Here is a 22,437-nt window from a genome sequence, read left to right as displayed (position 1 = left end):
TTTTAAAATCTATTTTCCACCAAACTAAATTAGGTCAATATATCGAAATGAAGATTATTCTCTACGTGTATTGTACCCAAAAACTACCTGATTGCCAATGAGGATATATTTGAGATAAAAAACGGTTCCAACCCAAAGAAAAAACTTTGGATTGAAGCTGAAACCAAAGATTTTAAGTGCAAAAATCTTTGGTTTTGGATATACAAAGAATAAGAAACAAGACATAATTGAACTTATATGAAGAAATCGGGACGGAGGTTTTCAGTTTAAAGAAATGTCCTAAATATAAGGGTTATAGACGAAGCAGATTTACATAGATCCACAATGACCTAGATGGAAATATAGTTTTTTGTTTGAAAATACAGATTATATAATCCGGTGTGTTATAATCGTAGCACATCGGATTTTTTTGGAGACATATATATGGAAATGAAATGTTTAGCCTGCGGGCACGAAATAAAGAAACTTATGACCTTCAAAGATATGCCGGCATCTGCTCAGGATATACCGGCAAAGGATGAGCTCAATGCTGACCACCCTATCACATTGGATCTTTGCCAGTGCACCGAATGCGGTCTGGTTCAGTTTGACTGCGAGCCGGTATCCTACTATAAAGATGTGATCCGTGCTGGTGGTGGAACCAGCACCATGACAAAACTTCGTCATGAAGAGTATGCAAGACTCCTTGAACACATGAGAGAGCATGGTATCAAAGGCAGAAACATAGTGGAAGTAGGCTGTGGCAGAGGCGAGTTCCTTCGCATGTGGCAGAATCTTTCAGAAGATGAAGTAGGAAAAGAGGCGCTCGAGAAAGATATGGAGAAAGATCCCCTTTCTGGTCAGCCTAAAGCAATGCCTATTAAACTCACCGGAATCGAGCACAAGAAAGAACTGGTGGAAGAGGCAAATGCTCATGCCGACGATTATTATAAAGCTGCGGAACAGCAGAAATCATCTATAAATACACGAAATTTGGATTTTGATAAAAAAGTAGAGTGCTTCCCAGAAGTAAAGTACTCGCCTAAAGCAAGTCACTATCCAAAAGTTAACTATTGTGTATACGAGGGCTTCGCCGAAGGCGACTATACTTATCCCGACGGTCCTTTCGACGCCTTCGTTCAGTTCAATTTCCTGGAGCACCAGCCATATCCGAAAGATATGCTTCAAAACATCTGGCATAACCTGAAACCAAAAGCCCTGGGCCTCGTGACGGTGCCAAGCTTTGAATATATTCTTAAGTACAATGGCTACTACGAGCTCCTCCACGACCACATCGCAAACTACACCGAGTTCACTTTGCAGAAGCTCTTCCAGGACAACGGTTTCGAAGTTTTGGACATGCGCCTTGTAAACCGCGATACCATCGAGATCATCGTGAAAAAAGCAGATCCCGACGACCTGACAAATCTTCGCTACAACGGACAACTCATAGATGTTACTTCCTTAAAAGAAAGCTATGACCGTTTGAACGAGGAAGTGAATGCACATCTCGCTCAACTTTCAGCTGAAAACAAAACCATGGCCATCTGGGGAGCAAGCCATCAGGGATTCACCCTTGCAGCCACCACAAAACTCGGCGGAAAAGTAAAATACATCATAGATTCCGCGAAATTCAAGCAGGGAAAATACGCCCCGGCATCCCATATCCCCATCGTCTCCCCTGACCATTTCATGACAGACCCGGTAGACGAAATCCTCATCGTCGCCCCCGGCTACACCGACGAAATCGCCGGAATAATCCGAGAGCGGTATGGTGCAGACGTTAGAATTTTAGTTCTAAAAACCGATAAGATAGACGAATACAAATAATAGCTTATTTCATTACTTGGAGACCAAATGAAAGCCCTAGTTTTAAAAGGAAAAGGAAAAATAGAATACATTAATAAATCTGAGCCGACACTTATCGACCCTCATGGCGCGCTTCTGGAGCCGGTGCTGGTATCCCCTTGCACTTCCGACGTCCACACCATCTGGCAGGGCAGCCCCAAGCGCCCCGATCTGACTCTCGGACACGAAGTCATCGCAAAAGTAAAGGCCATCGGCCCCGAAGTCAAAGACTTCAAGCCCGGCGACCTGGTAGCCGTCTCAGCCATAACCCCCGACTGGAGCCAGCCCGACGTAGACATTAACTACGCCCACGCCGGACAGAACTTCAGCGCCCACATGATAGGAAAATCCATAGATGGCGCTTTCCAGAGCACCTTTTACCTGCCCTTCGCAGACAAAAACCTTGCCCACATCCCGGAAGGAATGAGCCTTGAAGACGCCCTCATGTGCGTTGACGTGGTTCAGACCGGCTTCACCGCTGTGGAAGAGGCAGCAGTATCTGAAGGCGACACAGTTGTAGTCATGGGCATTGGTGCCATCGGACTCGCAGCCGTCATGGGAAGCAAACTTGCCGGCGCAAAAAAAATCTACGCCGTAGGCTCCCGCCCCGACAATGTCAAAATCGCTGAGTCCATGAGCGACGAAACCTGCAAAGTGGAAGTTCTCAACTACAAGACATTAGAATGCCCTCTTCCGGAAGGCATGCACCCCCTCGCAAACTCCACCGGTTCCACGGTGGTGAATTATGTCCTTCAACAGACCGCCACCAAGGGCGCCGACGAGGTTCTCATCTGCGGCGGCAATGACTACAGCCTGCCCCAGGCCATCGACATGGTTAAATATGGAACCGGCATTGTCTCTAATGTAATGTACTTCGGAGCAGACACTGAAGTTCAGGACGAAGAATGCAGGAACCTGACAGATATTAACAATCAGACCAGAGAAAACTTTTCCGGGACCACGCAGCAGGCAAGCAGCGGAGCCATTCAGACCGAGTCAGAACCTTCGCATCAGGAAAGCTGTGGAGTTCCTCAGGTTAAGCCTGTACTCCGTCGAAACACCACCATCGACGCCCTCCGCATCCCAAAATTCTCCATGGGCCGCGGAATGGCAGGAAAAACCCTGAAATTCAGTCTCAGTAAAGGCGGACGGGAGAACCTTGAAAGAGTCATTGGCCTCATAAAAGACCACGACCTCCACCCCGGTGTGTTCATAACCGAAAGATACGAAGGCCTCGATAAAGTGGAACAGGCCATCTATGACATGAAGGACAGAAAAGCCATAAAAATAGCTGTTAAATTCTGATCATTGTGACAAAGAATTAAGCCAACACCCTTTTATTAAGAGCCAAATCGCTGTTCAGCTTGCTAAACACGGCCCCTAAGTGTACAATCGACGCTGTGTTTAACAGAATGAATTCGCCTTCCGTAGGTGATACATTCTAAACCGAGTACATTTAAGGTGCTGATAGTCAGCCTAATCCACGTTATTTATTGAAGGAAAATCAGAAATCCGATAAATCAATGTGAGCATAGTCAGTCAGCCCCGCATTACTAATCAGAGGAAAACAAATTTGAAAACCATCAGCATAGTAGTACCCTGCTACAACGAAGAAGAAAACGTAGAGCCCCTTTACGAGGCCATAAAAGCCATATTTGCTGAAAAACTCAGCGACTACAGATATGAGCTCATATACATAGACAACGACTCAAAGGACCGGACCCGCGAGAAGATCAGAGGCCTTTGCGCTACCGACAAGGACGTAAAAGCCATTTTCAATGCAAAAAACTTCGGCCAGTTCAATAGCCCCTATTACGGCATGCTCCAGTCAACCGGTGACGCGACAATGCTTATGGCGGCGGACTTCCAGGACCCGGTGGAGATGATCCCCGAGTTCGTAAAAGCCTGGGAAGAAGGCTACAAAATCGCCATCGGCGTAAAGACCCAGTCCCAGGAGAACCCGCTCATGTACTGGATCAGAGGCATTTATTACAAGACCATCAAGAAAATGTCTTCCGTTGACCAGATCGCCCAGTTCACCGGCTTCGGACTCTATGACAAGGCATTCATCAACGTCATGCGAAACCTGAACGATCCGACACCCTTCCTGAGAGGCATCGTGGCCGAGCTCGGTTTCCGCCGCAAGGAAATCCCTTACACCCAGCCCAGAAGAAGAGCCGGAATCACCCATAACAACTGGTATTCCCTCTACGACGCCGCCATGCTCAGCTTCACCAGCTACACGAAAGTCGGCCTCAGAGTTGCGGTATTCTTCGGCGGCGTGTGCAGCGCCATCAGCATGCTGATCGCCATAGCCTACCTCGTAATGAAGCTCATCTGGTGGGACCGTTTCCCCGCCGGCATGGCGCCAATGCTTATCGGTATGCTCTTCCTCGGCTCAATCCAGATCTTCTTCATCGGACTCCTGGGCGAGTACATCCTCTCCATCAATCAGAGGGTAATGAAGAGACCTCTGGTAGTAGAGGAAGAAAGACTCAACTTTGGGGATGCGCCCATTTACCGCGGCGTAAAAGACATGGAGAAAACTCCCAAAACCCCGGAAGTGAAACCCGAATAAGCAACGGAGAATAAAATATGATGCGTTATAAAGTAGATGTTGCTGTATCTCGAGAGGGTAAAATCACCTTCCTAGGCTGGGCCTTCGGAAGCGACCCGGAGACGCCGGTGGAATTCGACGTGCTGGACGGTGCGGGAAATTCCGTGCCCGGCACTATCGTCGAGTCCGTGAGACGAGACGAAGTGGTGGAAGCCTTCTTTAAAGATTATGAAAAGCAGCACGGGCCCATCAAACGAGAGCTGGGCTATGACATTAACACCCCTTATCAGAAGGGCGAAGTCAGGTATCTCGTTATCAAAGCCGACGGCAAAACCAAAAAGATTAAGTTCGACGACAAGATCCTGGAAGCCTTTAACTCAGTGGCTCACAAAAAAAGAGAGAAGCTTCTGGCGCTGTTTCATTGGGAGACAGTGGAAGTGGCCTGGGATTACTTCAAGGAGCACGGCTTCAGGGCACTTTACAAAAAAACCGTACACCGCCTGAAAGGCATTCAGGAGGATTACGATTATAACGAGTGGTACAAAAAGCAGAAGGTGACAGAGGCGGAGCTTCAGGAGCAGAGGAATACAACGCTTCCGGTGCAGCCTAAGTTTTCCATCGTGATCCCGGTTTATGAGACCCCCGAAAAGTTCCTTAGGAAAATGCTTAAGTCCATCCAGGACCAGACCTACGGGAACTTTGAAGTCTGCGTTGCGGATGCAACACCTTATGACAAGTATGACCGCTCACAGGCAAACGGAAAGCTTCCAAAAGAAGTTCTGGAGGAGTTCCACAAGGCGGACCCCCGATTCAGATACGAGATCCTCGAAAAGAACCTGGGAATTTCCGACAACACTAATGCTGCCATTGAAATGGCCACCGGCGACTACATTGTTCTTGCAGACCATGACGATGAACTGGAGCTCAATGCTCTCTTCGAGTGTGCCAAAGCCATAAATGAGCACCCGAAGGTGGACGTGATCTACTCCGACGAAGACAAGATCGACTTCGAGGACACTTACTATTTCGAGCCTCACTTTAAGACGGACTACAACCCGGATCTACTCAGATCTGTAAACTATGTCTGTCATCTTCTGGTGCTGAAAAGAGAGCTTCTGGGTGCTATCGCCGAGACTGACGAAGCAGGTCACAAAATATATGAAAGAAAAGCCTATGACGGCGCCCAGGACCATGACCTTATATTGAGGGCAACAGAAAAGGCTCAGGAGAGGGAAAGAGAAGAGATCGGCGGTGACCTCGCCAACTTAAGTGATGCTGACAAAAAGCTTCTTAAGGAAGGCCGCTTCACCAGCTCAAGGATCTACCATATACCTAAGGCCCTTTATCACTGGCGCTCACATCAGGCCTCAACGGCCCAGCACCCCGAGGCAAAGCTTTATGCCTTCGATGCAGGTGCAAGAGCGGTATACGACCACTGCAAGAGACTGGGCCTGCCTGTGAAAAAGGTGGAAAAAGGCATTACCTATGGCTTCTACCACACAATTTATGAAAACGAACAGCCCCTGATTTCAGTGGTTATCCCCAACAAGGATCACACCGCGGACCTCGACAAGGCGATACAGTCCCTGGCAGGAAGCAATTACAAGAACCTTGAATTCATAATAGTTGAGAACAACTCCGACCAGGAAGAAACCTGGAAGTACTATGCCGAGATACAGAAACAGTACCCGGTAGAGGGATATAAAGAGAAAACTGCGGAAGAAATAAAGAATGAAGGGCAGACGGAGATACCGGATGCTTCCTCTGAAAGTACAGGTAAAGCCAAATCAGACGGAGTTGCAGCTCAGTCGGGAACAGATACTAGCATTTCTGCGGCTTCGGACTCAGAACAAATTCAGGTTGGAAATCAGTCTTCAGAATCAGATGCAGTCGTTAAACTGGCTTTTGACTCAGACTCGTCAGGTAATAACGTTTCTGAGACAGGTTATGCTGATGGATCTAAGAGTTCTACTGGGGTCACTGTCCGAGTAGTCAAGTGGAAAGGGCCTTTCAATTACTCCGCCATCAATAATTTCGGTGTGAAGTTCACTAACGGAAAATATATCCTGTTCCTGAACAACGATATCGAACTCATCGACCCAGATTCCATCGACGAAATGATCGGCTACGTACAGAGAGAAGATGTAGGCATTTGCGGAGCAAGACTCCTTTACCCGGACGAAGACATCCAGCATGCCGGCGTCATCATGGGAATGGGCGGCATCGCAGGCGCTGCCTTTGTAAGAACCCACGACGCAGAGCTTTCATACATGCACAGAGCAAAATGCGTCCAGGACTACTCCTGCGTAACTGCAGCCTGCTTACTTACAAAAAGAGATCTTTTCGATGCAGTTGGCGGCTACACCGAAGAACTTGCTGTAGCCTTCAACGACGTAGACTTCTGCATGAAAGTCCGCGCCCTTGGTAAGCTGGTGGTCTACAACCCCTACGCCAAGTTCTATCACTACGAGTCAAAGTCACGCGGAATGGAAGACACCCCGGAAAAAGTACAGCGCTTCAACGGCGAAATAGTAAAATTCGCAAAACGCTGGCCCGAGTGCCTCCGTTACGGCGACCCCTATTACAATCCGGCGCTCACTTTCATGAAATCGAACTTTACTTTGAAGAATTTGGAGAAGGAAACAGTTGGCAAGCCGTTCAAGATGGACATATTAGATGGAATAGTTTAGTTATTTAGCTTTTGTGATAATTAAGGGATATTAGGAGCCGAAGGACATTCGATGAGATGCCCTTCGGTATTCCACGGTTTTCTTGAAAAAGCTTCCGCTCCAATCTACTTTCAGAACACATTTAACAAAAGCAAAAGGGAACGGGGTGCAGTTCATTATAGGCTGCCCCGTTCCCTTGATGTCATTTTGCTAATAATTTAAATCTTTTCTATTAGTGCTGAAACCTGCTCATATGCATCTCTTCTGATAAGCTCTATTTCCTCTTCATTCGCCAAATCCATGAAATCAGAAACGTCTTTAGGTCCGGCATGTTTTTCTGAAGCAAATTTGTCCGAAAGCTTTTCTTTCATGTCAATTACAATCTGTTTATCCCTTACAGCCCTGAACTCTTCTGCTAATGAATCTACGCCTCCGATATAATGCTTTATTACAAAATAAATGTCATATGCGTCTTTTGCCTTGCCTCTTCCCATGGCTGCCGTTTTCATGATTAAAAACGGAACAACAGCTACAACATTAACAACAGCAGTATCTATAGCTCCGTCAACCCTCTCTGCCTCAACCTTAACTTGCTGAGGAGGAAATTCAAATGCAAAATTCCCTCCGGTGGCTTTCAACGCTTTAATTCCTTGGACATGCTGGCTCCTCTTTTTCGTTGCCGTTCCACCATAGATTCCAGCAAGAATATCAACATCAACTGTAAATGCTTCCCCATCTATATCCACTGTTTTGACAAATGAAAAGTATTTCTCCGGATGCTCTTTGTATCCGTTTCTTAACAGAATCTTTGCCATTGTCTGATATCCGGAATCGTTCAATGTCAGGTGATTAATCAAAACATCCACGTCGACACTTCCCACATGATTCTGATCCGGAAACATTAAGTCCGGAACCCATCCTCCAACTATTCTTATATCATCGCGATATTCGTTAAAAAGATTAACCAATTCCACCAGAACTCTATGGGCCGCTAGTTTCTGATCTTCTGAATAATCAATGCTACTTCTTAAATCTTCATCATGTATCATTTACATATTTCCTTACTAAGTATTTCTTCCGCCATTTCTTCTCCCCGGCCTTTTAAACTCATGCAATCAAGGAATATCTGTACCGGAGATGCAACCATATTATTCTTGATCATTCGTGCATTTACACCTACACATGAGTCATACTTTATTATTAAAATGACGTTTGCGCCTGAATCCACTCTTTTCAGACTCAAGTATTCAACAATCTTGTCTAAATCATTTGCATCTATCAGCGCATGGACTTTCTGGTATCTCACGACGGGCTGGTATCGTACTCCTCCGGAAAAACCTGTCAATATACACTTGATCCCGGTCTCTTTAGTCATTTTTGCAATCTTTGCTTCAATATCAGTGATACCGGATAAAGAATAACATTGTACTTTTTCCTCTGTATAATCCGAGTATACTCTTGCCCAATCTCTCATGATCGACTTAGGATCGGTAACAGAAATGCCATCCTTGCTTTGCTCGATATATGTCTGATTCAACAAGAACTCTTTTACCTTTGAAACCTGACCTATACTGCATACGGCGGCACTTGCCAGATCTTGCAATTTCCACCTCTGGCGTGTATCTTCAAGAATAGTCCGTAGTATAACAGAAGAAACTACCGAGGATCTTTCATATATTGATTTTATGGATCTTTTAGGCGTGTTTTCGTTTTTATTTCCTTTTATCTCTACGAATAGAGTTTTATACGCAATATAACAATTACCGGCTAGATCTAAAAAACCATAACCGGCTCTTTTACATAATTCCGCAGTTTGTTCAGTAATGTATGGAGCCAATATCACGCAATAAAGATCCGAAACCATTTCAGAAATAACAGTTTTGATCTGCTTTGGATAACCATCTCTCGAAATAGCAAGCTGAAAGCTTGTTTCATCATTACTGGAAAGTCTTAATGTGGCCACATTATTGGCATCCACTGTACAGCTCTCTATAATAGGCAGGCTATTTGCGAATGTTTTAAACATATCTGTCGAAAGTGCTTGTTTCATCTTTAAACCCTCTTTCACTATCTTGGTGAAATTAATTATATCAATGAAACTCTATGGCCACAATACATATTTCACATTTAATTTTGTTTTCACCAAATCGGTGAAAACAAAAATAAATATGAAACACTAAGTGTTTTAAAGGGATTATGTCGGTAAAGACGATTTATTGCGAATTTATCTCAGATATTTATTTACCAGATCAGATACAATCTTTGAGTTTAAAACGTCTTTTTCTGTCTCAAAAGTAAGAATCAGCCTCTCTCCGGGTATGATTCCGTTCAGTTGATAGTTGTTAAGTTTTTTCACGGCTGCTGTTGCATATTCCGGGTTATCCATCATTCCCTCATGTTCCCAATAGATTTCTTTCTTAAGTTTCTTCGAGAAAAACGTAAAGTCCGGATAGACAGTTCCGTATCCTGCTAAGGTAAGGGGCTTTTCGTATTTATATAGAATATTGTTCCTGAAGAAATAATCGGCAAGAATCTTTTCGGACTTTGATCTTACCCGCTCTCCTTTTTCTGAAAGAATCACAGGTGTGCCTTCATTGAAGTCTTTTCCTATGTATGGTTCTGAATACCATTTTTGTTCCAACTGTGCATAGGTTGGTTCAACAGGGGTAATTAGCTTCTGCCTCTCAGGGTGCAAAGATGTAAATAGTTCTTCGATTTCATTTTCTTTGTAATCTTTTAGAAAGCCGTCTATCAGTTTTTTATGCGCCTCTGCGGCTTTAAGAATAGAATCATTATAAGTTTTCTGCGCTAATTGACGTGGAAGAAGTTCGTTCTCCTTTGGGATATAATCTCCATCTCTACCATTAGTGCAGTTGTAATATCTGACATTGCCATGATTCATTGATATGCGGAGCCTTCCTTCAGGTGTTGAGCTGTTGTTATTGCTTGTCTTAGCCAGTATAGCTTCCAAGTGTTTTTGCTCTTGTAATAGCATTTCTTTCAATCTGTACATTAGTTTTTCCTCGTTTCTTTAGAATATTTGGTTAAGTTTTCTGATATTTAGGGGGGTGAATGATGATTTTTGAAGGGCATCTGATATTCTTGGATTTGTAGTCACCATATGTAATCAATGGGAAGCTCAAATGGGATGAAATTTGATATGAGGCATGCAATCGCCTTACGACGAGTGACTCAAGTAGAATAATTTCGGATTTGAGGTCATGTCTGCAGCACTCATCAGATGACCCAAAAGGAAGATTCCTTGAAATTAAGTCAAGCCGGCACCTTGTGGTAGATGACCCAAATAGAGCAATATTGGATTTTAGGTCACGCTTACAGCGGCCATCGGATGACCCAAAAGGAAGATTCCTTGAGATTAAGTCAAGCCAGCACCTTGTGGTAGATGACCCAAAAAGAGCAATATTGGGTTTTAGGTCACGTTTACAGCGGCCATCGGATGACCCAAAAGGAAGATTCCTTGAAATTAAGTCAATCAGGCACCTTGTGGTAGATGACCCAAATAGAGCAATACTAAGCTTGAGGTCATGTCTACAGCACTCATCGGATGACCCAAAAGGAATATTTCGTGATATGAGGTCAATCCGCTACCTAGTGGTAGATGACCCAAAAAGAGCAATACTGGGTTTGAGGTCATACCTTAAGGTCTCGTGGTATGACTTTAATTGGATGGAAGCAAGTTTTGGGTCATATAAGAACTATAAGATTGGGTCATATAGGAGCTTAAGATCAAGAACTTAAGATTGTTGATTCGCTTTGAAGAGTATGAATCTGAGATCAAACAACAATAAAAAAATATAGGTCAAACAACAATAAAAATGTATATTGTAATATACTAAATATTGATTTACTATATAAATGTAGAAAGTGCTCGCCGATAGACGGTTAGCCCTTTGCTTGGTTAATAATAACCGCCCAAGTTGTTAGGCTTGTGGGCGGTTATTTTTTTGAGATCTTATAAACAAGACCAATGATAGCAACTATCAGAATCCCAAATTGGAATAAATCAGAATAACTTACCATGGCGCCACTGCCTTCGATTTTTAATCGAAGGAGCCGCGCGGCTTTGAGCGGTTCAAAGGAATCCGTGAGGATTCCCACTTTATCCTTTCTGAAGGGACTTACAAAATGCCCTTCGTGATGAAAGGGCTAACCGCCTACCGCTTTGGCAAGCACTGGATGAGATTGTAGCACAGGATACAGAATTATCCTATAGTCTGAATTTCTACCATATTTCTACCATATATCAAAACTTAAGTCTGACATTAATTTTCCGATCCGTCATCCCAGATATTTATTTACCAGCTCAGTTACAATCTTTGTGTTTAAAACGTCTTTTTCGGCCTCGAAAGTAAGAATCAGCCTCTTCACCATTCCCCTCTCGACATCCTAAGAAAAAAATAAACTCATTTTTATGGAATTTTTCAAAATCGGGAGTATACTTCCATATATGATAAAAGACAACCAACAATTCCTAAACAATTTCCATGTCGTCCTTGACGCGCTGATCATAGCAGGATCCTACGCGCTGGCATGGTTCCTGGTGATCGCATCACCCATATTCCCTGCAGGCCACGGAGTACTCCCGCCGCAGGTCTATTTTAGTGCCCTGATCCCTGTGGTCCCGGGCTACCTCTTTTTGTACTGGATGTTCCACCTCTACGAGCCGAAACGCACCAGAACCAAAAGAAAAGAATTCTTCAACATACTAGAGGCCAATGTCGTCGGCCTGATGATCTTCGCCTCAATCCTCTTCGCCTTCAGGCGATCAGGCTACTTCGCCAACTTCTCCACCAGGATGATCACCGCCTTCTGCGTAATCGACATCATCGCCACAACAGTGGAAAGATTCGGCATCAGATTCATCCTCACGAGACTCCGCCGCAAAGGCTTTAACCAGAAACACATCATGCTAGTAGGCTTCTCCGACGTATCGGACAAATTCATCGACGCCTGCCACAGAAACCCCGACTGGGGCTACAAAATCTTCGGAATCGTGGATGACATCACAGAATCCGGCACCTCCTACAAAGGAGTGAAAATCGTCGGAAGAATCTCTGAGCTGGAGAAAATCCTCTCCACAAACACAATCGACGAGATCGCCATCACCCTGCCCCTGGCAGCCTACGAAAAACTCGGCAGCATCGTGGCAGTATGCGAGAAATCCGGCGTACACACAAAGTTCATCCCGGATTATAACAATGTCATCCCCTCCCGCCCCGTCACTGAAGACATGGACGGACTTCCGGTCATAAACATCAGAAACGTACCCCTTACAGACCCGGTAAAAGCAGCCGCCAAGAGAGTTATAGACATCATCGGAGCCCTGGTGGGCATCGTACTCTTCAGCCCGGTAATGCTTATAGTTTCCATCATCATCAAACTCACCTCCCCTGGCCCCATCATCTTCAAACAGGAAAGAGTGGGACTTCACAACAGGCCCTTCATGATGTACAAATTCCGCTCCATGGTAGAGCAGAAGCCGGAGGACGAGCAGAAAGGCTGGACCACCCCGGGAGACCCGAGAGTCACGAAAATCGGAAAATTTATCCGAAAGACCTCCATCGACGAGTTCCCACAGTTCTTTAATGTCCTCTTCGGCAGCATGTCCCTGGTGGGCCCGAGACCTGAACGCACCCAGTTCGTGGAAATGTTTAAGGAAGAAATCCCCCGCTATATGATCAAGCACCAGGTCCGCCCCGGTATGACCGGCTGGGCCCAGATCAATGGCCTGAGAGGAGACACCTCCATCCACGAACGAATAAGATTTGACATCTGGTACATCGAAAACTGGACCATGGAATTGGACATTAAGATACTTTTCCTCACCATATTTAAGGGATTTGTTAACAAAAATGCCTATTGAAAAAAGATTCGGTAAAGATTAGGATTCATTAGAAAAACACACGGAATCAATTGATAATCCCGGTTGTTTTAAGGCAAAATAAAGAATAGATTTGCCGAATCGATATATATGTGGTAAAATTCCTAGGTTTTATGAGATACACAACCAAAGGTTTAACTTATACTATATAAGTATATTAATGAGGATATAGCAAATGGCACTTGATAACGGCAAGGACACCAGACGACCACACTCCCTGGAGGGTGCTGAAAGTCACCAGAGTGAACTTGAAGACAAGATAGTTAATGACAAAGCCATGGGTGACAAGCTCATGGAGAAGGCGATGGACAGCAGGAGACCAGTCTCTCATTCCGTAGAAGGAAGAGACACCCGTCTCCCGGGAGATGCCGCAGAGAGAGTCTCCGAAATAAAGAAATCCGCAACCCTCAGCACCAAGAGTACTGAGCCCCGAACCAACACCGAGAGACCCAGAAGAACCGCTCCCGGGGACCCCTTGAGGATGGAAAACCGTCCCCAGGTGAAGACCCTTAACCACACCACAGAAGTGGAAAGGGACCTCGAGTACGAGCGCAGGATGCGTGACAAGAAAAAGAAAGCCTTCCGCACCAGGATCATCCTTATGGTAGCCGTAGAGCTCATCACCCTTGTATGTATCTTAGGCTTCGGCTCAGTGTACAGATACATGCACATGACCCAGGATGTATCCTTCGATAAATCAAAGGTAGAAAACAACAACATTGACATCACCCAGAAGCAGAAGATGTCCGGTTACTGGACAGTTGCGGTATTCGGCGTAGACTCCCGAGACGGCGGAGTAGGCAGCGGTGCCAATGCTGACGTCCAGATCATCTGCAACGTAGATATGGCAACCGGCGACATTAAACTGGTTTCTGTATACAGAGACACATATCTCAAGACCGGAAAGAGCAACAGCCGCTACGCAAAGATCAACGAAGCATACGCCATCGGCGGTCCGGAGCAGGCAGTATCGGCCCTTAACTCTAACCTGGACCTCAACATCGAGAACTACGTAACCTTCAACTGGAAAGCAGTTGCGGATGCAGTTGAGATGCTTGGCGGCGTAGACATTGACATCACGGACAAAGAGTTCTATTACATGAATGCCTACATTCACGAGACCTCCGTCAAGGCAGGCATCAACGCACAGAACCCGGCGGCCAACTACATCAAGGGACCGGGTCCTCAGCACCTTAACGGCGTTCAGGCAGTTGCCTATGCAAGACTCCGTTACATGGACAGCGACTTCGAGAGAACCAAGAGACAGAGAGAGGTTATCTCCCAGTGCCTTGATCACGCAAAGAAGGCAGACCTTGCGACACTTACTTCCGTCATCGACGTAGTTCTCCCGCAGGTGGCATTCAACATAGACACCGCAGACATCATCGAGCTTGCCAAGGGCATCTCCAGATATAACATCAAGGAGTCCACAGGCTTCCCTAAGGATCTCAAGGATCAGATGATGGGCAAGAAGGGCGACTGCGTTATACCTGTAACCCTTGTTTCCAATGTTAAGTGGCTTCACAGCGTGCTCTTCGATGATGAAGACTACAAGGTATCAAACGCTGTAGAGTCATATTCGCAGAAGATCGCCGATGACTCAGGCTACTATGCGAGCCATAAGGACGAAACAAAGTCAACAAGCAGCAGCAAGTGGGAAAGCAAGTCCACGGAAGAGACTGAAGAGGACGAGAGTGTTATAGAAGAGAACGGTGAAAGCTCCGGAAAGAAGTCATCTTCCAAGGAGACAGACGCCGACGGCTACATCATCAAGGGTACAGACGAAGACGGAAATAACATCTACGAAACAGATCCGTCCGGCAACAAGGTTAAATCCGTAAAGGAAACCAAGTCCAAGACCGACGAAACCGAAGAGGGCGAGGAGACCGACGAGGACGAGACCGAAGAAACGGATGAGGACGGAAACGTTATAGAACCGACAGCTCCCGGCCCCGGAGAAGACACAGACGAGACCACAAAGTCAAAGACCGGCAAGGAAACCACCGAAGCTGATGACGAAGACGATGATGAAGACGGACCATCCGAAACAAAGTCTTCCGATAAGAAAGAAACCACCTCATCTTCAGAGGTTAGCGAACCCGGCCTTATAGATGATAGCGAAGATGATTCAGGAGCAGGCCCAAGCGGCGGCAGCTCATCAAGCTCATCATCTTCCGCAGATTCAGGTGGCCCGGGATCTATCGATTCCCTGGATGACCTGGAAGGCCCCGGCGGAGCAAGCTCAAACGACAGCGTTGGTCCGGGCGGAGCAATATCCGATGGACCGGCGTAAAGAAAAAAGAATAAGAAAACGAAAAAAACTCGGCTCAATTGCCGAGTTTTTTTATGTAAAAAATGAAAATATTATACTGAGGTTTAATTGATGTTCACTCTATAATGCCGTATTTCTTATAAAGCTTATTTCTTTGTTTAGCGGTGGCGTTTAGAGCCTTGTCATAATCCTTGCTGCCTGGAGTTAAAACCTTAAGGAGTTTAGCAAGCATATCAGCTCCTTCCTCACGACCTTCCTCACGACCTTCAGCTCTTTCGTCTTCCAATAATTCCTGGAATGCCTGACACACTCTCATTTTACCTCCTTTCACGTTTCTTGTAGGAATTTTTGTACCAACATAAGTGTTGATCATATCCACAGTATTGAGGTGAATACTTTCTTCAGCCTTCATTTTAATTATATCACGGAGCTTCGCCTTGTCATCTGAAACGTGTATAAACTCCATGATAGTGCCCAATTCAGAAGAAAATTTTGAGAAATCTTCTATCTCGTGTGGTGTGATTAAATTTAGCTTGTAATCATTAATATACTCAGATATTCGTGGATCAACTATGCTGAACATATCGGAAAGACGTCTTGGAGCATCCCATTTATCTTTATCAAAGCAGATACATAGTGTAATTACCGGTAATATACGATCATTCTTGGAAAAACCGGATATTTTCTCGTTTCCGGATAAATCATCATTTTCTTCGTGCTTTTTACTGATATCTGCAACCTGTGAAGCATAATTGAGAGCATCGTATAAATAGTCTCTTACCGGCATGGCATAATTAATACCTGCTTGGGCCTCGATTCCCAAAAGAACCAGGCTGCCATGCCTGGAATGTTTGATTGTACATGATTTAAGTACATCCCTGATCTTTTGGTTGGTGAATACTTTGTTCATTTTCCTTATGATTGCCGATTCTGTCGGATCTTGCTCTATAAGATCGTCAGGATTAATTACTTTTTCTCCTTTAAAAAAATAGTAATTAAAGGCGTCAGCAAATATTTCATTTTGTGATAAATATCGTTTGGCCAAAGTATCTTTTGTTCCCATATAGTTCCTTATCTATTATTCAATCACTTCTGTGACTTCAATCTTTTTTCGTTCATGACTTTATATGCTATTAAACGAAGTACATATTCCGGCATAACTCGCCGGCCAAGTTCCCATTCTTGCATTGTTCGGTATGGTATGCCGAGCCATTCTGAAAAATCTTTTCTGTTCATTCCTGACTGTTCCCTTATCATTTTAAAGGCGTATGCCATCTTGCGGCGTTCTGCATCATCACGATCATCAGATATAACTTCATATTCGATTTCAATGCCTTCAACATAATATATTTCAGTTTTCATCCTTCGAACTCCATGGAAAATGTAGTCAATGCGTATATATATATATCTATAAATATAATGTAGTCAAAGACTACAGTCAATACTAAAATTTATATTTGTAACGGACTTTCCTCCATTCGCCCACCCCTGTTTCGGTCGATGTTGGATTTGTGTTACGGCCCCGCCCCAGCTCATGGAGGAAAGTCTGATTGACTGCTGCAAAGAGATTAGATTAATTGCCTATATGTGAAGTACTTGAGGGTTAAAAGAATATAAGAATACAAAACAAATATCGTCCCCCTTAGAGGTATAGGTATGTTATGAGCCTCTAAGGGGTCTTATTTTAGGTTTTTAAGTCAGAATCGATATGCAGCTTCCTTGTTGCCTCCTAAAACCTGTGGTATCATGTAACGGAATTTGCAAAATATCAAGAAAACCGAGGAAATCAAAACATGAGTGATTCGATGTTTGAAATAATAAAAAAGACCGAAGAACCTGAAACTGCCTTGAAGGCAGAAAAAAAGCAAAAACCCGAAACAACATCTAAATCAAAAAAGTCAAAAGATTCATCCGGCAGCGGAACTAAAACAAAGCAGAATGACTTATCAAGCTCAACCCCCGCCCCCGGAAAGACCACCAAGCAGCTAAACCGCATCTTCGGCAACATCACCAGGTGGCTCATGGACATCTACGTGCTTTTCTACCTCTGCATCTTTGCCCTCTGCACCCACGAAAAGTACTTTGACATCCTGACCTTCAGATATCATCTCTACTGGAAGCCAACCCTCATCTACGGTGCAGTCTTCCTGGGCCTCGGCCTCTTTTATCTACTTGCAGACACCATCTACAACAAATCCGCCATCCGCCGCGGATTCTTCGCAAGCCTTAAAAAGGGCGGATGGAAAAGATATATCAGTAAAGTAGACATAGCTTTTTTCGCCCTCATAGTGATCTTCGGCATCTCCACCGCCTTCGCCCGGTACCAGTACGAAGCCTTCTGGGGTAACCGCGGCCGAAGCCAGGGCCTCTTCCTGTGGCTTGTATTCTTCGTTACCTATATCCTTGTGACCAGATTCTACCGCTTTAAAAGGTGGCATATCTACGCCTACATGGGATTCGCCAGCCTGGTGTGCCTCTGGGGAATATCCAATTTCTTCTTATATACATGGGGGATGTTCGAAGGAGCCGACGAAATGTTCAAGTATAAATTTGTTTCTTCTATAGGAAATATTAACAATTACACAAACTTCACCGGCATGCTTTTTGGAGCGGCAGCAGTACTATTTATCACTGGAAGAAACAAGTGGGAATCACTTTACTCCTGGTTGATTCTCGTCATAGCAAGCTTTGCCCAGATTATGGGGAAAAGTGATAATGCCATACTGTCCACTGCTGCGGTCATAGCCTTCACACCCTTCCTATGGGAAAAGAGTGAACATATCATGAAGCACCTTCTCACCATATTTACATACCTTGCCGCAATGAAGATAACAGCTTCAATATCAGCAGCCGGAATACAAACCATGCACGACATCGATCCAGGAACCCAGATAGAAATAGGTGGAAAAAGTATCATAACTTATATATTGTTACTGTTATTAATTTTTGCAATAGTATTTGCCTTACATGCAAAAAAGGTAAATACCCTAAATCCGTCCAATGAAGAAAAAACCGTAAAACATGCAAAAACAATATGGAATATTCTTCTTGCCTGCGGAGTACTGACTGCCATAGCTATCCTTATCGCTGCAAACACAGGATGGCACCCCGAATTTTGGGAATCCTACAAAGGTATGCTCATATTTAATGATGAATGGGGAACCGGAAGAGGCCTTGCCTGGAGACTGGGCATGGAGTACTGGACAAAAGACTCTATCTTATTTACAAAGCTTTTTGGCTATGGACCTGATACCTACTACATCATAACCATGGACAGATTCATGAATATAATGCAGAATGCAGGCTACGGAATATTCGACAGTGCCCATAACGAATACTTTGAGTATTTCATAACAGTTGGTGTATTCGGCCTTATAGCTTACATAGCTTTGATGTTTACCTCCCTTAAGCAAATATTTAAATCTGGGGAAATAACAGTAAAGGCCGCGGGTATGGCTGTTCTCGCCTACGTAATTCAGGCAGTTGTCAATATAGCAATACCTATAACTACGCCGGTCTTTATGCTCCTGATCTTTGTGGGTCTGGCGGGAAATCGAAGTGAAAAATGAAGATTATTAGGAATTTCTTAATTTCGGATTAATATTCATGTTAAGAATTGCGTAAGAAATGGAAAACTTTTATTTATGTACATCACATGGCCATTAGGTTAATATGTACACTGTAATCGATGAGAAGATACATAATTTCGTACATCCTTCTGCCGATTATTTGAGAAAAAGGACTTGAATAATCGAAAAGGCAGGGGTATAATCCTCATCGTAAACCGAACTTTATGTAAAAAAGTTCTTAAACACAAAAAGGAGAGTGCATTTATTATGAAGAAGCAGACAAAGGTATTCGCAACACTTTCAGCTGCAGCACTTCTCGCTGTTGGCGTATCAGCTGTATCTATGGCAGCTGGTTGGGATAACTCCACAGGCGTTTGGAGATATCTTGACAACAACGGTGAGGCTGTGACTGACACTTGGAAGTCAGCAAACGGAAATTGGTTCTATCTTGACAGCGATGGAGTTATGGCTACAAACCAGCTCATCGAGGATACAAACAACACAAAGACAAGATATTACTATGTTGATCAGTACGGCGCTATGGTTACAAACACATGGAAGGCTGTAGCTATGGATGATAGCACAAATACAGACCTTGATGCTGAGTACTGGTGGTACTACTTCGGAGCAGACGGAAAGGCTTACACATCTGAGGACGAGCTCACAACATCTGAGATCAAGACAATCAACGGCCTTAAGTATGCATTCGATGACGAAGGTCACATGCTCTATGGCTGGATCGACAAGGACAACGTAGATCAGCAGGATGACAACCAGTCAGCTTGGGAGAACGCTACATACTACTTCAACGGCTGGAACGATGGTCACATGCAGACAGGATGGATCAAGCTTGCTGTAGAAGATGACGACGATACAGAGGACTACTGGTTCTACTTCGATAACAAGGGTAAGAAGCAGGCTAACAAGCGTAAGAAGATCAACGGTCTCTACTATCACTTCGGTGAGAAGGGTAACATGCTTGATGACTGGGCTGATGGAACATCTGATGAGCTTTCAGGCGCTACAGCAGCTTCTCTTTCATACCTCAACGGCGATGGTGCTGAGAGAAGAAATAAGTGGGTATGGGCTATTCCTGATGAGGATTTCTGCTCTTCACACAACATGAGCGACTATGATGATGATGAGTATTCATGGTGGTACTTCAACAAGTCTGGTAAGATGACAACCAACGAGATCAAGAAGATCGGTGGCAAGAAGTATGCATTCGATGAGTTTGGTAGAATGCTTACTCAGTTCGTTAAGAAGGATGCCGGCGAGGATATCACAGATCTTGATGATACAGATAAGTGGACAAGAGATCAGTGGATCAAGCACTCAAGAGGATCTAAGTACGACGAGATGTTCGATACAACTGATGAAGTTTACTTCTTCTCAGATAACGAGGAGAAGGATGGCTCAATGAAGAAGGGCTATCAGACACTCAACCTTGATGACGGTACATTCCAGTTCTACTTCAACACATCTAATGGTAGAGCAGAGAACGGATATGTTTCTAAGATCAAGAAGTATGTAAATATGGGTCTTGTTCTTGCTCCAGGTGCAGACGATGATTCTAACTATGGTGGTGTTGATGAGGATCACCTTACAATCAGCTTTGGCGTAAATGCTCTTGACAAGGTAATGGTTGGTAAGTCAGGAACAAAGGTTAAGAATAAGAAGAAGCTCAAGGACGAGAACGATGCTTACTATGTAATTGGTAAGGAAGGCAAGGTTCTTGCTTACTTCCCTTCATCTGATGACTATGACGATGCATTCGAAGTTAAGTATAAGGATGAGAACAACAACGAGAAGACAAAGAAGGTTACAATTGATTCTGATATGATGGGTGCTGAGTCAGCAGAACAGTTCAGAACTCTTGTTGACGCTGCTCGTAAGGAAATCAATTCTTCTGCTTCAGGAGCTAAGTGGACAATTAAGTAATTAGATATTATTGTTCATCTAGTTAGTTGATTTTACTAATAAAAAAGGTTCGGGGTTTATTCCTCGAACCTTTTTTTAAAGGTTGAAAAATGAAAATAAATAAAATATTACTATTTACTATTATGCTGCAAGTATTGATACTCAATGCATGTAAGCCTTCTTATAAATCTCCCCTCGAAAGCCCTGCTGTAACTAAAGCTTCCGAGGATACTCCTTATAAATTTGATTTTGAACAGATGGAAGAGGATGTCGGTACAGACATACAATCAGCAGGAATATATGGGTTTATTAACGATTTTAATCTGACCGGAGATAACGATGCTCAGAAGATTATTGTAAATTTTGACATAGAAGATAACGTATCTGATAGTGCAATCGAAATTCTTCTAACAGATACTATGAGATTTATCGTTGATGAAGCTAATACGCAGGATTTTCGTATTGATGGATATACAAATGAAGATTTTGGAAATCTTTGCAACATTTTCGGAGTCAACTTGATCGTTAAGAGCGGAGATAAACTTATAACAGAATACAACATCGAAAAGGGTGACAGTGTACCATTTGATCCGACATTAACCATAGAAAACATTACAGGATGATCCGAAAGGGTCATCTTTTTTTATAGTGTAAACATAATTTGAGGATTTGTATTTCTGTAGATATCTATCATTCTCTGTATGTATATAATATAGAAAGTAACCGAATCTTGTGATAGTATCATTAGGAAATATTAATAAAAGAACTGCAAAGGTGTCTATACAAATATGAATTACTCTGTTCTCATGAGTGTTTACTATAAAGAAAAACCGGAATTCCTTAATGAAGCCATGAATAGTATATGGAATCAGACTGTTAAACCGAACGATTTTGTTTTGGTATGCGATGGCGCATTGACGAAAGAGCTGGAACTTGTTATTGAGGAAATGCTCCAAAACCATAAAGAGTTAAATGTTATCCGGTTAAGTGAGAACGGAGGACTAGGAAAAGCGCTTAATACAGGCATTAAACACTGTAAAAATGAACTTGTAGCGCGTATGGACAGTGACGATATAAGTAGACCGGATCGATGTGAAAGACAATTAAAAGTTTTTGAGAAAAAACCTGATTTTAGTATCTGTTCAGGAACAGTAGAGGAGTTTACTGAGGATAAAAACGTCATAAATTCGAGAAGAGTTTTGCCAGAAACAAGCTCAGAGATCAAGGAGTTCGCCAGAAAAAGAAACCCTTTCAATCACCCTTGTGTGATGTATAAAAAGAAAGAAGTGGAAAAAGCTGGAGGATATAAGGACTTTTATCTATTGGAAGATTATTATCTTTGGGTAAGGATGCTAAAGGCAGGATGTTCTGGATACAATATTCAGGAACCTTTGCTTTGGATGCGTGCAGGATCAGATATGTACAAACGAAGATCAGGACTAAAGTATGGAATAAGTCAGGTGAAACTTTTTTGGTACATGAGACAAACTGGTTTCATTGGGAATATAGCTTTCATGAAATCAGCGGTACAAAGGATTATAGTATCTTTGATCCCAAATTGGATGAGACAAAAACTATTTACAATATTACTTAGAAACAAACAGAAGAACTTTTAGTAAGGTAATTGGTTAATCCTGAAGTATTTGGTAGAATAGAGACTGTCGTGTAGGTAAAGATAGAATAAAGCTTTACGGCACGATAGTCTTATTTGTTGATTTAAT

General features: G+C 43.6%; 16 protein-coding genes and 1 pseudogene. 11 read left to right on the top strand and 6 right to left on the bottom strand.

The features are described from left to right. Positions 1-423: 423 nt before the first annotated feature. The 5 genes and pseudogenes from T357_RS0113000 to T357_RS21810 all read left to right on the top strand — a co-directional run bounded on the left by T357_RS0113000 (position 424) and on the right by T357_RS21810 (position 7,074). Complete coding sequence (locus T357_RS0113000; protein ID WP_049962419.1) at positions 424-1,809, top strand: methyltransferase domain-containing protein; 1,386 nt, start codon at positions 424-426, stop codon at positions 1,807-1,809. Between the two features lie 27 nt (positions 1,810-1,836). After that, a pseudogene (locus tag T357_RS22350) lies at positions 1,837-2,157 on the top strand (alcohol dehydrogenase catalytic domain-containing protein); the annotation flags it as partial. A gap of 6 nt (positions 2,158-2,163) precedes the next feature. Then, positions 2,164-3,132 (top strand): zinc-binding dehydrogenase, encoded by a 969-nt coding sequence (locus T357_RS0112995; RefSeq protein WP_242840115.1) that lies wholly within the window; start codon positions 2,164-2,166, stop codon positions 3,130-3,132. Between the two features lie 268 nt (positions 3,133-3,400). After that, on the top strand, positions 3,401-4,405 hold the full coding sequence (locus tag T357_RS0112990; RefSeq protein ID WP_044916933.1) for a glycosyltransferase family 2 protein: 1,005 nt from the start codon (positions 3,401-3,403) through the stop codon (positions 4,403-4,405). A gap of 20 nt (positions 4,406-4,425) precedes the next feature. Further along, positions 4,426-7,074 carry a glycosyltransferase family 2 protein gene (locus tag T357_RS21810; protein WP_242840114.1) on the top strand — a complete coding sequence of 883 codons (2,649 nt, stop codon included), beginning with the start codon at positions 4,426-4,428 and terminating at the stop codon, positions 7,072-7,074. Positions 7,075-7,271: 197 nt separating this feature from the next. Here the strand turns inward: T357_RS21810 and T357_RS0112980 are convergent, their stop codons facing one another. The 4 genes from T357_RS0112980 to T357_RS22225 all read right to left on the bottom strand — a co-directional run bounded on the left by T357_RS0112980 (position 7,272) and on the right by T357_RS22225 (position 11,094). Further along, positions 7,272-8,102, bottom strand: coding sequence for a nucleotidyl transferase AbiEii/AbiGii toxin family protein (locus T357_RS0112980; protein WP_031553404.1), 831 nt, complete (start codon positions 8,100-8,102; stop codon positions 7,272-7,274). Further along, entirely contained in the window at positions 8,099-9,103 is a 1,005-nt protein-coding gene (locus T357_RS0112975) for a type IV toxin-antitoxin system AbiEi family antitoxin (RefSeq protein ID WP_031553402.1), read from the bottom strand. Before T357_RS0112975 ends, T357_RS0112980 begins: the two co-directional genes overlap by 4 nt. A gap of 174 nt (positions 9,104-9,277) precedes the next feature. After that, a complete protein-coding gene (locus tag T357_RS0112970) occupies positions 9,278-10,066 on the bottom strand; it encodes a hypothetical protein (RefSeq protein ID WP_031553400.1) in 789 nt (262 codons plus the stop codon). A gap of 944 nt (positions 10,067-11,010) precedes the next feature. Next, positions 11,011-11,094: a putative holin-like toxin gene (locus T357_RS22225; protein ID WP_242826603.1), complete on the bottom strand. Its 84-nt coding sequence runs from the start codon at positions 11,092-11,094 to the stop codon at positions 11,011-11,013. A gap of 427 nt (positions 11,095-11,521) precedes the next feature. Here T357_RS22225 and T357_RS0112960 point away from each other — a divergent pair, with 427 nt between their 5' ends. Beyond that, complete coding sequence (locus T357_RS0112960) at positions 11,522-12,937, top strand: undecaprenyl-phosphate glucose phosphotransferase (protein ID WP_031553396.1); 1,416 nt, start codon at positions 11,522-11,524, stop codon at positions 12,935-12,937. Between the two features lie 193 nt (positions 12,938-13,130). Then, complete coding sequence (locus T357_RS0112955) at positions 13,131-15,248, top strand: LCP family protein (RefSeq protein ID WP_049962417.1); 2,118 nt, start codon at positions 13,131-13,133, stop codon at positions 15,246-15,248. Positions 15,249-15,342: 94 nt separating this feature from the next. Here T357_RS0112955 and T357_RS0112950 read toward each other — a convergent pair whose 3' ends face one another. Together T357_RS0112950 and T357_RS0112945 are read right to left on the bottom strand one after the other, a co-directional pair. Then, positions 15,343-16,290, bottom strand: a complete 948-nt coding sequence (locus T357_RS0112950) for an Rpn family recombination-promoting nuclease/putative transposase (protein ID WP_049962416.1) — start codon at positions 16,288-16,290, stop codon at positions 15,343-15,345. A 23-nt stretch (positions 16,291-16,313) separates the two neighbouring features. Next, positions 16,314-16,589, bottom strand: coding sequence for a helix-turn-helix domain-containing protein (locus T357_RS0112945; RefSeq protein WP_330373128.1), 276 nt, complete (start codon positions 16,587-16,589; stop codon positions 16,314-16,316). Positions 16,590-17,020: 431 nt separating this feature from the next. Between T357_RS0112945 and T357_RS20395 the strand changes: the two genes are divergently transcribed. The 4 genes from T357_RS20395 to T357_RS0112925 all read left to right on the top strand — a co-directional run bounded on the left by T357_RS20395 (position 17,021) and on the right by T357_RS0112925 (position 22,332). Further along, complete coding sequence (locus tag T357_RS20395; protein WP_031553386.1) at positions 17,021-18,796, top strand: O-antigen ligase family protein; 1,776 nt, start codon at positions 17,021-17,023, stop codon at positions 18,794-18,796. Between the two features lie 267 nt (positions 18,797-19,063). Next, complete coding sequence (locus tag T357_RS0112935; protein WP_049962415.1) at positions 19,064-20,737, top strand: PspC-like choline-binding domain-containing protein; 1,674 nt, start codon at positions 19,064-19,066, stop codon at positions 20,735-20,737. A gap of 89 nt (positions 20,738-20,826) precedes the next feature. After that, entirely contained in the window at positions 20,827-21,339 is a 513-nt protein-coding gene (locus T357_RS0112930; protein ID WP_155991438.1) for a hypothetical protein, read from the top strand. Between the two features lie 165 nt (positions 21,340-21,504). Beyond that, positions 21,505-22,332, top strand: a complete 828-nt coding sequence (locus tag T357_RS0112925; RefSeq protein ID WP_031553378.1) for a glycosyltransferase — start codon at positions 21,505-21,507, stop codon at positions 22,330-22,332. Positions 22,333-22,437 lie beyond the last annotated feature (105 nt).

This window comes from Oribacterium sp. FC2011 (assembly GCF_000701645.1).
Lineage (GTDB): Bacteria > Bacillota > Clostridia > Lachnospirales > Lachnospiraceae > Oribacterium.
Note: the sequence above shows the minus strand (reverse complement) of the source record. Positions and strands in the feature narration are given on the sequence as shown.

Coding starts and splice junctions, on each gene's coding strand:
- T357_RS0112975 (WP_031553402.1), bottom strand. CDS start 9,103: ATGAAACAAGCACTTTCGACAGATATGTTTAAAACATTCGCAAATAGC.
- T357_RS22225 (WP_242826603.1), bottom strand. CDS start 11,094: ATGGTAAGTTATTCTGATTTATTCCAATTTGGGATTCTGATAGTTGCT.
- T357_RS0112935 (WP_049962415.1), top strand. CDS start 19,064: ATGAAGAAGCAGACAAAGGTATTCGCAACACTTTCAGCTGCAGCACTT.
- T357_RS0112950 (WP_049962416.1), bottom strand. CDS start 16,290: ATGGGAACAAAAGATACTTTGGCCAAACGATATTTATCACAAAATGAA.
- T357_RS0112960 (WP_031553396.1), top strand. CDS start 11,522: ATGATAAAAGACAACCAACAATTCCTAAACAATTTCCATGTCGTCCTT.
- T357_RS0112970 (WP_031553400.1), bottom strand. CDS start 10,066: ATGTACAGATTGAAAGAAATGCTATTACAAGAGCAAAAACACTTGGAA.
- T357_RS0112930 (WP_155991438.1), top strand. CDS start 20,827: ATGAAAATAAATAAAATATTACTATTTACTATTATGCTGCAAGTATTG.
- T357_RS0112945 (WP_330373128.1), bottom strand. CDS start 16,589: ATGAAAACTGAAATATATTATGTTGAAGGCATTGAAATCGAATATGAA.
- T357_RS0112995 (WP_242840115.1), top strand. CDS start 2,164: ATGATAGGAAAATCCATAGATGGCGCTTTCCAGAGCACCTTTTACCTG.
- T357_RS0112925 (WP_031553378.1), top strand. CDS start 21,505: ATGAATTACTCTGTTCTCATGAGTGTTTACTATAAAGAAAAACCGGAA.
- T357_RS20395 (WP_031553386.1), top strand. CDS start 17,021: ATGAGTGATTCGATGTTTGAAATAATAAAAAAGACCGAAGAACCTGAA.
- T357_RS0113000 (WP_049962419.1), top strand. CDS start 424: ATGGAAATGAAATGTTTAGCCTGCGGGCACGAAATAAAGAAACTTATG.
- T357_RS0112955 (WP_049962417.1), top strand. CDS start 13,131: ATGGCACTTGATAACGGCAAGGACACCAGACGACCACACTCCCTGGAG.
- T357_RS0112980 (WP_031553404.1), bottom strand. CDS start 8,102: ATGATACATGATGAAGATTTAAGAAGTAGCATTGATTATTCAGAAGAT.
- T357_RS21810 (WP_242840114.1), top strand. CDS start 4,426: ATGCGTTATAAAGTAGATGTTGCTGTATCTCGAGAGGGTAAAATCACC.